The sequence below is a fragment of the Thermodesulfobacteriota bacterium genome (assembly GCA_039028315.1).
Lineage (GTDB): Bacteria > Desulfobacterota_D > UBA1144 > Nemesobacterales > UBA2774 > CR02bin9.
This window is the reverse complement of record JBCCIH010000071.1, coordinates 1-10,541: the sequence shown is the minus strand read 5'-3', so window position 1 is coordinate 10,541 and position 10,541 is coordinate 1. Positions and strand designations below refer to the sequence as shown.

At 42.4% G+C, this 10,541-nt stretch carries 8 protein-coding genes; 1 reads left to right on the top strand and 7 read right to left on the bottom strand.

Annotation, left to right across the window (positions count from 1 at the left end):
• From gdhA to AAF462_05885, 7 genes are all read right to left on the bottom strand, one after another.
• A partial coding sequence (gene gdhA, locus AAF462_05915; GenBank protein ID MEM7008656.1) for an NADP-specific glutamate dehydrogenase occupies window positions 1-1,054 on the bottom strand: 1,054 nt, incomplete at its 3' end.
• A gap of 79 nt (window positions 1,055-1,133) precedes the next feature.
• The gene (gene msrB, locus AAF462_05910) at window positions 1,134-1,550 is read right to left on the bottom strand and encodes a peptide-methionine (R)-S-oxide reductase MsrB (protein ID MEM7008655.1); all 417 of its coding nucleotides are present in this window, start codon (window positions 1,548-1,550) and stop codon (window positions 1,134-1,136) included.
• 107 nt (window positions 1,551-1,657) lie between these two features.
• Window positions 1,658-3,226 carry an MFS transporter gene (locus tag AAF462_05905; GenBank protein MEM7008654.1) on the bottom strand — a complete coding sequence of 523 codons (1,569 nt, stop codon included), beginning with the start codon at window positions 3,224-3,226 and terminating at the stop codon, window positions 1,658-1,660.
• A gap of 182 nt (window positions 3,227-3,408) precedes the next feature.
• Window positions 3,409-4,860, bottom strand: a complete 1,452-nt coding sequence (locus AAF462_05900) for a TolC family protein (protein ID MEM7008653.1) — start codon at window positions 4,858-4,860, stop codon at window positions 3,409-3,411.
• Window positions 4,860-7,949: an efflux RND transporter permease subunit gene (locus tag AAF462_05895; protein MEM7008652.1), complete on the bottom strand. Its 3,090-nt coding sequence runs from the start codon at window positions 7,947-7,949 to the stop codon at window positions 4,860-4,862. Before AAF462_05895 ends, AAF462_05900 begins: the two co-directional genes overlap by 1 nt.
• On the bottom strand, window positions 7,946-8,995 hold the full coding sequence (locus AAF462_05890; protein ID MEM7008651.1) for an efflux RND transporter periplasmic adaptor subunit: 1,050 nt from the start codon (window positions 8,993-8,995) through the stop codon (window positions 7,946-7,948). The genes AAF462_05895 and AAF462_05890 overlap by 4 nt, the downstream gene beginning before the upstream one ends.
• Before the next feature lie 231 nt (window positions 8,996-9,226).
• On the bottom strand, window positions 9,227-9,697 hold the full coding sequence (locus AAF462_05885; protein ID MEM7008650.1) for a MarR family transcriptional regulator: 471 nt from the start codon (window positions 9,695-9,697) through the stop codon (window positions 9,227-9,229).
• A 122-nt stretch (window positions 9,698-9,819) separates the two neighbouring features.
• Between AAF462_05885 and coaBC the strand changes: the two genes are divergently transcribed.
• Window positions 9,820-10,541: bifunctional phosphopantothenoylcysteine decarboxylase/phosphopantothenate--cysteine ligase CoaBC (gene coaBC, locus AAF462_05880; GenBank protein ID MEM7008649.1), on the top strand; the 722-nt coding region annotated here is incomplete at its 3' end.

The window sequence follows — 10,541 nt, the reverse complement described above, 5'->3', positions numbered from 1 at the left end:
TAGCTTCGATTGTAGTAGGCATGTTGGCCCCTTCGCAAACGACCTTACATCCGTTTTTAACAAGGAGCTTTGCATCCTTTTCGTCTATCTCATTTTGCGTTGCACAAGGAAAGGCTAAATCACACTCAACACTCCAGGGTGTTTCCCCAGCGTGAAACTCGCAGCCAAATTCCTCTGCATATTCTGATATTCGGCCACGCCTAACTTCCTTTAGGTCTTTAACAAAAGCTAGTTTTTCTTCGTTCACTCCATCTGGGTCGTATATAAAGCCGGAGGAATCTGAGAACGTGATCACCTTAGCTCCTTCTTCCAAAAGCTTTTCTGCTGTATAAATAGAAACGTTTCCTGATCCTGAAATAATGCTGCGTTTTCCTTCTAATGTTTGATCAGCAGCTTCTACCATGTCAGAAGCAAAGTAGACGCATCCATAACCCGTGGCCTCAGTTCTTAGCTGGCTTCCTCCATAATCAATACCCTTACCTGTAAGTGTACCGGTAAATTCAGTATGTAGCTTTCTGTACTGCCCATACATATACCCTATCTCTCTTGCCCCTACCCCTATATCACCAGCTGGAACGTCAATATCTTCGCCAATATGCTTTGAGAGTTCAGTCATAAATGCCTGGCAGAATCTCATCACTTCACTATCCGATTTACCTTTGGGGTCAAAATTAGAGCCGCCTTTACCGCCCCCCATAGGAAGCGTTGTCAGGCTGTTTTTGAAAATCTGCTCGAATCCAAGAAATTTTAGAACGCTTAAGTTAACCGTGGGGTGAAACCTGAGTCCGCCCTTGTAAGGACCGATCGCGCCATTGTACTGCACTCTGTAGCCTTTGTTCACATGTGGACGCCCCTCGTCATCTTCCCATAGCACTCTGAAGATTATTGTTCTATCAGGCTCAACCATTCGCTCTAGAATTTTGGCCTCTTCGTATTTTGGGTTTTCGTTGATGAAGGGAACCAGTTTTAGAGCGATCTCTTTTACCGCTTGGTGAAATTCATTTTCGCCTGGGTTTTTGGCGATAATGTCTTCCATAAAAGCATCTAGATCCATTTTATCTTCCTCTCGTAACTTGAAGTGTAGAATGCAATTGTAAACATATTAGATGAACATAATTTGAATTTGATCCGAACTATTCGCTTTCTTCATCTGATTGTTTTTTTTCAAACTCAAGTGCGCATGAGTTAATACAGTATCTAAGCCCTGTAGGATTAGGACCGTCCGGGAACACATGTCCAAGATGTGCATCACATTTGCTGCAAATGACTTCAGTCCTCATCATTCCAAGGCTTGTGTCAGCCTCAGTTGTAACATGGTCTAGACTAGCAGGCTCCCAGAAACTAGGCCAACCTGTTCCGGAATCAAATTTGGTCTGAGACATAAAGAGCTCCACACCGCAGCCTATGCATTTGTAAACTCCGTCTTCCTTGTGATCGTGGTACTTTCCTGTAAAGGGTCTCTCTGTTCCTTTTTTCCTTGTTACATAGTGCTGCTCGTCAGTGAGCATCTCTTTCCATTCTTCTTCGGTTCTATTCACTTTTTTTGTCATTTTATGTGCTCCTTTTAAAGAGTTTCTAAATTCACAGCTATTAATAAAGTCTATCAGAAATACGAGATTTCTCATTAAATAGTTTCATTTGAATAAGCTATTTACCGCTAGTGTGTATTCAGTCTCTCTATAGTAACGAAAGCTACAAATGTACCCAACAATACAAGGCCTGCAGATATAAGCATCATTAATCTAAAACTTGCCAGAAAGGAATTATCAATAGCTGCCTGTACTTTTGCCTTTGTATCGTCATCAATTTCCTTAGGTATATCTATAAGAAGAATTTTAATTCTCTGATCATCTATTACCTGTCTTTCCTGCTGTGTTAACTCAATTGAGCTAAGATCGAGATCTAAATTTCTATTAAAAGTAGATAGTGCAAATACTCCCATTATCGCCACAGATAGTAGGCCTGCAATCCTTCCTACGGTGTTGTTAATACCGGAGGCAACACCTGATTCTCTTAATGATATAGATTCCATTACCGCTGTTGTAAGTGGTGAGATAATAATCGCCATCCCAATCCCCAATACTGTAATGGCTGGGAAAAATGTGGTCCAGTAACTGCCGCCTATGCCCGGCAAGGTAAACAAATAAAATCCGATTGCTCCTAAGACTGTCCCAACTATTATTGGCGGCCTAGCGCCGTATTTTGCAACTAGCCCTCCTGCCCATGGGGAAATTACAAACAGTGCGATGACTAATGGAAAAAAGGCAAACCCTACTTCTGCAGCGCTGTAGTCCTGAAGTTGTATAAGGTTAAATGGAATAAAGAAGACTGCGCCGCTCCAAGCGCCCCAAAAAAGAAGTGTAATTAAGTTTCCGCCGCTAAAGGTTTTTGATTTAAAAAGATTAAGCGGCATCATAGGATATTTAATTCTGTTCTCTAAATATAGGAATGCCAGCAAGAACAAGCCGCCCGCTATTAAAGGAATGATAACTTTGGGGTGTCCAAAACCGATATTACCAGAATCTATAAGACCAAACACTATGCATCCCAGCCCTAGAGTTGCAAAAAGTGATCCCCAAATATCAATTTTTTCATCCCCGCTTCCCTTACGGCTCTCAGGGATGCGCCAGTATAGAGTTGCAAGCACAATTATGGCCAATGGGACGTTAATAAAAAATACAAGGCGCCACGACACATTCTGGGCAAGATATCCGCCCAGGATCGGACCTAGCGCAGTGGTTATGGCTGTAAAAGCAGACCATATTCCTATCGCTCTTCCCCTGCGCTCATCGCTAAATGAGATATTTACTATTGCTAGACTTCCCGGAACCAACAAAGCACCGCCTACGCCCTGAAAGGCCCTTGCAACAATTAACTGGCTAGTATCTGGTGAAAGGCCGCACCATATAGATGCTCCCGTGAACAGTATTATACCCAGAGAGAAAATTCTCTTGCGCCCGAATTTATCGCCCAACGCGCCGCCTAAGAGCATAAGAGAGGACATAAATAAAGCGTAGGCTTCGATTATCCACTGAACCTGTGGTATCGTGGCATTAAGCTCAGACTGAAGCACAGGCACTACAACATTCATAGCTGTGCTGTCGATAAACGCCATACCAGAGCCTAAGATGGTTGCAAGAAGTACCCATCTCCCAACTTTCTTGCTGACTGGAAAATTAGCTGATTCTAAATTGCTACTATCCTGCGGTGGGACTTTATCTGTCATCTATCTCCCGTAAAGATCACTGTAATGTTCTCAATCGTATTTGGAATGTCAACTCCAGGCAGTAGTACAATCCTACCCGAATATTTCGCAAGTACATTAGTTCATTGAGGGTCTAGTACGTGGAGCCATACATAATTGGATAACAGATATTATAAATAAGACTCTAGAATCTCAAATAGAGCCTACTTCTGAGCTAGATTGTCCTCTTCGAAAGACTCCCAGCCTCCACCTAATGCTTTGTAGAGTGCTATCAGATTTACGACCAGCTCTGTCTCGCTTCTAACAAGCCTATCCTCAACTTCGGTAAGAGTTCTTTCCGCATCCAGCACAGTCAGAAAATCAGCTAGGCCCTTTTCGTAGACAACCTCAGCTAAGTTAACTGCTTTTTGGCTAGATTTTGCAGACTCGTTTAATGAGCGGCGGCGAAGCTCTTCTTCAGCGTAGCGCACCAGTGAAGACTCAACCTCTTCAAGTGCAAGAAGAATAGTCTGCTGATAGCGAGAAAGCTCAGCGTCATTGACTGCTTCGGCAACTTTTATGTTAGAGCGAATTCTGCCGCCCTGAAAAATCGGCCAACTAACGCTCGGCCCGATTGACCACACCCCGCTCGAAGCGTCAAAAAAGTCTGAAAAAGATACGCTCTCAAGCCCTGCAGCCCCAGTTATAAAAAACTTAGGAAATAAATCAGAGGTAGCTACCCCTATGTCGGCTGTGGCAGCCATAAGCTCACTCTCGACTCGCCTTAGATCGGCCCTTCTTAACAAAAGATCTGATGGAAGTCCGATAGGGACAATGTCCGGGGTGCTCGGAATTGGCTTGGTTTTTAGAAGTTCATCAAGCAAAGCCCCGGGCCGACGTCCAAGAAGAACTGCAATTCTGTATGCACTTGCCCTAATTGATGCTCTAATCGGAGGAAGTGTTGAACGGGTTGATTCAAGCTGTGCTCTGGCTCTTGCTACATCGAGCTCAGAGGAGAGTCCGGCTTTATATTTATTTTCCACTAAATTTAGAGTATCGGTTTGGATGCGGATATTTTTCTCAGAAACAGTTAACCCTTTTTGTGCTCCCCTTAACTCCACATAATTTCTTGCAACCTCAGAGATCACAGAGATTAATACATCCCTTCTGTTTTCAACAGCGGCTTCTACCCTGGCGTTTGCTGCTTCCACAGAGCGGCGGGTTCCGCCAAATATGTCTATTTCCCAAAACGCGTCAAAACCTGCTTGATAAAGATCGCCTTGATCGTCAGCAAATCCTAAATCAGACAATGTGCCAATATCTATAATTCCATTCTCACTTTGTCTAAATCTTTGGTAACTTGCATCAGAGTCTATCTGGGGATAATAAGCTGAAGCTGAAACTCCCCTAAGGGCCCTTGCTTCTCTTACCCTTGCGCTGGCAATAGATATATCATAGTTACTCGAGACGGCCTCGTTAACATAAAGAGTTAATTGCGGATCTCCTAAACTTTCCCACCATGATAGATCCACATCTTGCTCTGAATAGTCTTGGGAATAAGATTCTCCTACCCAGTCATCCCCTAGATTGGTTTGTGGCTGCTCATAGTTTGGCCCAACCATACAGGATTGCAGCAGCAATGCTAGCAGTATCAAAAAGAGATAGTATTTGTTCATTACGCGGCCTCCGGTACTAGGACTTGTTTTTTTCTATTAAGCAAAATATATGCTCCAGGAATAAAGAGAACAGCTAGTATAGTGGCACCTGCGATTCCGCCAACTAGTACGATCGCCAATGAAGGCCAGAACTCACCGCCAACAAATATTAGGAGCGGTAAAAATCCGCCCATTGTAGTAAGCGTGGTCGAGATCACATGGCGAAGACAGCCCATCACCACTTCTACAACCGCCTCTGGATCCCCGGCCCGGGCCACTGGATTTCCTCTTATTGCAGCCAGGACCACGATACTGTCGTTAATTGCTATACCTATCAGCCCTAGTGTTCCTAATATGGTATTAAAACTTACAGGAAAGCCGATCATCCAGGTTGATAGCTGACCAAGCCCTATAGACATTAGGGCCACAACCAGAAGTACAAGAGCAAGGCTTACACTTCTGAAAGTAAGTATTAGAATTGCTATCATCATTGTTACAAGTATTGGTGCATAAATAGCTAAATTGCCCACAGCTTCGCTGTCCTGCTCAACCGCACCACCAAGCTCGTAGCTATAGCCTGGGGGAAGCGTGAAACCCTCTGATTCGATTCTATCTAAAACTTCAAATGTGACGTCTATAGGAAGCGCCCCGTTTTTCGTATAAGCCTCGACCTTGTTCATTCGTATGCCATCAAACCTTGTAATACCGCCAAGAGCAGGCTTTAGAGTAAGCTTTCCAATAGCGTTAAGAGGAACAATCTCACCGCTAGGGCTAACATAATTAGTTGAACCTGTGTAGGAAAAATCCCCTCTTCTTTCATTTGAATATCTTATGCGCACAGGAAGCTCTTCTAGATTCTCTAACACTGAGCCGCCTGTAATTCCCTCTTGATTCCCTTCTAATTGAAGCGCAAGATCGGTGAGAGAAAATCCGGCAATGCTAGCTTCGTCTTCATTAGCTTCCACCCAGAGTTTAGGCTTACCTCTCGGCATGCTCATTTGTGTGTGTAGGACATCTGGATGACTTTGAAATTCTAACCTTAACTCTTCTCCCAGGTCTTGAAGCATTTTAATATTCGGACCATAGAGTCTAATCTGAATATCAGCCTCAATCGGCGGGCCCTGTCCGAACTGCCTAACTACAACTTGGGCTGCCGGGAACCTTGAATCTAATTCTCTTTGTATTTTAGGTATCAGTTTCTTTGTCGTATTACTTGAATCAGTCGTTATAATGCTGTGTGCATAAAAAGGCGTATCGTCTTTATTCATAATTAAGTTGTAGTAAACCATAGGGAAACTACCGCCAATAAGCCAGTTAACATTCTCTACCCCTTCAAACTCTCTGACTACCTTTTCAATCTCTTGGGCCTGCTTTTTAGTATTTAGTATTGATGATTCGGGGGGCATCCAGACTTTTACTTCAAACATATTACGGTCAACTGGAGGAAAAAATTCATTTCCGAGCTGTGTTGAAAGAATAAATCCGAGAACTGGAAGAATAAAAGCAACCATAATAGCAAAAACAGGCTTTTTCATACCTTTTAAGAGCCATTTTTTAGCGGATGAGCTAAGATGCTCATTTTGATAGCCGTTTTTCCACCAGCGTCTTTTTTGATTTTTTCCAGGTGCTTTTGCGAAGATTCCCGCAAGTGAAACAATTATAGTAAGCGAGATCAGATATGAAGCAATAATTGCCATAATTACGCTACCGCCAATAGAGCCGACAAAATCCCCCGCATTCCCAGGAAGAAGAAGTATGGGCATAAAAGCAAGTACTGTAGTAAGAGTCGAAGCTAAAAGTGGAGCAAATAGATGATTCACTGTGAGGCGGACGGCCTCGAGAGCTTTGTATCCGTTTTGAAGATAGCTATTAACTTCATCCACCACTATAATTGCATTATCAATCAGTAACCCAAGTGCTATGATCATGCCGAATATCGACATCTGATGAAGTGCGCCGCCTCTTAAGATCATTATAAATAAAACTGATGCCGCAACCAGTGGGAGAGCCGAGCCGATGATTAAAGACGATCTCCAGCCCATAATAAAAAATATGACAGCCATAATTACCAGAGCTCCAGCAATCAAATTTCCGCCCAATTGAGAGAGCTTTTCGTTTGTATAAATGCTCTGATCAAACACTGTTTCAATTTCAATCCCAGATCCTATGGTAGAGGTGAAATCATCAATCTGGGCTTTTGCGATTTTTGCCCATTTATCAACCCTTATGTCATCACTCATCCTAACTCCGACAAATACTGTTCTATTGCCGTCTGCCAGTGCAATTTCCGAAGGGGGATCTTGCCAATTTCTGTCGATTTGAGCGACGTCACCAATTTTAAGAACAGAGCTTGCGCCGTTAGTCATAAGCGGCACTTCGCCAATTCTAGAGAGGGAATCAAGCTCCCCCTGGACCTCCATAAATAGATCTGTGTTTTCAGAACGAAGAAGACCGGCCGGCACTTTAGAATCAGCCTGGGCAATTTTGCTTGAGACGTCAACAGTACTTAAACCAAGCTTTGAAAGCTCATCCTGATCTACAGTAACTGTAATCTCTTCTGTAGGCTCTCCATATATTCTCACAAGCTCTGTGCCGCTTACGTTTCTGAGCCTATCAGCTAAATCCTCAGCCAGACGGTTAAGCACGCCGAGTTTAGGATCAGTATCGTGGGTCCAAGTAATTCCTAAAATCAATGTAAAAGCAATCGGGCCCCTCTTGTCATCGAAGATAGGAAGCCTCGCTTCTTTTGGGAAATTTACGACTGCATCTGATAACTTGTCTCTTATTTTAGAGAAAATCTCTTCATTATCTTCTGTTGTAACTTCATCTTTAAGCTCTATACTCACAAGGGATATACCTGCCTGTGAGGTCGATTCAACATCTTTTATCTCAGAGACTTCTTTAAGCTCTTCCTCAATTTTTTCTGTAACAAGTGTTTCCACCCTCTCAGCAGATGCACCTGGAACAACTGTTATTACAAGAGGATTGCGATTTGTAATTCTAGGATCCTCCAAGCGGGGGAGTGAAATAATCGCTGAGACGCCTGCGACCAGGATTATTACTATCGAGAGTACTAAAAGGTATTTGTTGCGAAGAAATAGGGTGCTCACTCGGCACCTCCACTAGCTGAGGTGGAATTGTTAATTTTAACAAGCAGATCGGGCACAAGACGCTGTATTCCTTCAGAAACTATTATATCTCCATCGCTAATAGTTCCTTGCACATAGACCATCTCGAATTCTTGGTGTAACAGTTCAAGCTCCCGACGCTCAAGTCTGTGTGTTGCACCTTTTACAGAGTCAACATCACCAAGAGGAATAGCTACATAGCAGGACCAAAGCCCCCTTGAGCTCTCTGTGAGTGCAGTTAGCGGTAGCCAAAAACCATTTTTTGATACCAGTTTTTCAATATTCACAGATGCAATATCACCTTGTCTTATATCTTTAAAGTCGTTTTCTACAGAGAGTATTACATCCACCGTTCTTGTATTCTGTCCCCTTATAGGCAGAACTGTCTTTACTTTAGAATCATAAGATTTACCATTTACTTTTATTTCTATAGGATCCCCGACTTTAATTCCGTCAATCATAGATGTAGCAAGTCCAATTCTGACCTCAGGACTCGCACGTTCCAGAATTTCAAAAACCTCTTGACCAGGTTGAATAACTTCTCCCTCATCTAAATACCTCTTTGAAATAACAGAATCAAAAGGGGCTTTTAGTTTTGATTTCTCTATATCTACATCAAGAGTTTTGACTGCGGATTTTGCCTGCTCCAACGAAGCTTTCTGGGCTTTATAACTCTTATCCGCCTCATCATATTCCTGAAATGAAACAGCATTTAGATCAAGTGCTTCCTTTGTTCTCTGTCTCGTAATCTGTGCTAGCTCAAGATTGGCTTTTGCCTGATCTCTTGTTGCCACAAGTTCTGCACGCCGGGCTTTAAGGCGGTCAGTGTCGAGGGTTGCCATAACCTGAGCTTTGTTAACAGAGTCCCCCTCATCAAATGCTATTTCTTCCAGCATGCCGCTAATCTCAAAGCCTATTCTACTCATCCGTGCAGACTCAACTTCTCCTACATAGCTCTGAGTGATTTTGTACTCAGGGACTTGCTCTGCAATCAAGGTGGAAACTGCCAAAGTGTTGGTATTCGCCAAATTGTCATCTCCATTGCCGCATGAACTTAACAACAGCAAGGATGTAAAAATTGCCAACACAAGATTGAATTTGCTGATCTTAAATGGTGATCTAGTCGAAATGTTAAACCTATAACTTAAACAATTGGCGCGCATGCTCATTCTCCTGGTCCATAGCGATTCTTCAAATTTTGATTTTTTTATCACAAATTCTAAACATAAGTGTATATGCACACTTATATCTAATTTTTTTTATTTCTCTTTAAGCTCCGTGGTAAGTGTCCTAAGGTTTTCTAGCATTGATTCCCAGTTATCAATACCCAATATTGTTTTTATTTGTTCGTGTGTTTGCTTCCAAACCGGTAGTGCTTTAGCTAAGACTTCTTTACCATTTTCTGTAATTGCGATCAGTTTTTCTCTTTTGTCTTTTCCTGCTTTAATCTCAATTAACTCCCTTTTCTCAAGAGGCTTTAAATTTCGTCCTAGTGTAGTTCTGTCTACGTACATCAATTCAGCAAGTTTAGATAGAGGTATTGGCCCTACTACATAAATGTGGGAAAGCACTGTATATTGAGTGCCCTCTAATCCGATTTTTCTATAAGCTTTATCAAAGTAGTTCTGAACTGCTCTAGTTGCCATTTTGAGATTAAACCCCGCGCAGCCTCGGCCCTCCATAATTTTCTCTTTCGATAATTGATTTGACTTATTAACATCTGTTGACATAATTAGGAGTATATACACCTATTTGAATTTGTCAAACCTCACCGTACATAAAATTATATTTTTTTAGCAAAGCGGAACTATTTACTGTTATTTGTTATGATATAAACTTATAAGTAAGTAAAATGTCTATCATAAAAGAAAAAAATGTAATTGTAGGGGTAACAGGCGGCATAGCGGCTTATAAGTCTTGCGAGCTTGTCAGAGGTCTAGTCAAGAAAAGCGCTGGCGTTCAGGTAGTAATGACTAAGAACGCTACTGAGTTTATTACCCCTCTCACGCTCCAAACGCTATCCGGCAACAAAGTAGCAATAAATACCTTTGACCTTGAGTGGGAATCTGAAATTGGTCATATCACTCTGGCGGACAGCGCGGACCTAATGGTTGTAGCACCTGCTACGGCTAGTTTTATAGGGAAAGTTGCTAACGGTATTGCTGACAGTCTCTTATCTACAATAATCCTTGCCACCAAAGCGCCTATCATACTTTGCCCTGCAATGAATGTGAATATGTACGAAAACCCTGCAGTTCAGGAGAACTTAGAAAAGTTAAAAGACCGAGGATTTATAATTATGGAGCCGGGCGAAGGCGAGCTGGCTTGCGGTTGGGAAGGAAAAGGCAGACTGCCAGACATAGATGTAATACTTTCTGAGATAGAAAAGACCCTCACACCTGATGATATGACAGATGAAAAAGTGCTTGTTACGGCTGGCGCAACTAGGGAATTCATTGACTCAGTTAGATATATCTCAAATCCTTCAAGCGGTAAAATGGGCTATGCAATTGCCAAGGAAGCGTTAAATAGAGGGGCCGAAGTGGTTCTTATTTCAGGTAAAACGAGCCTATG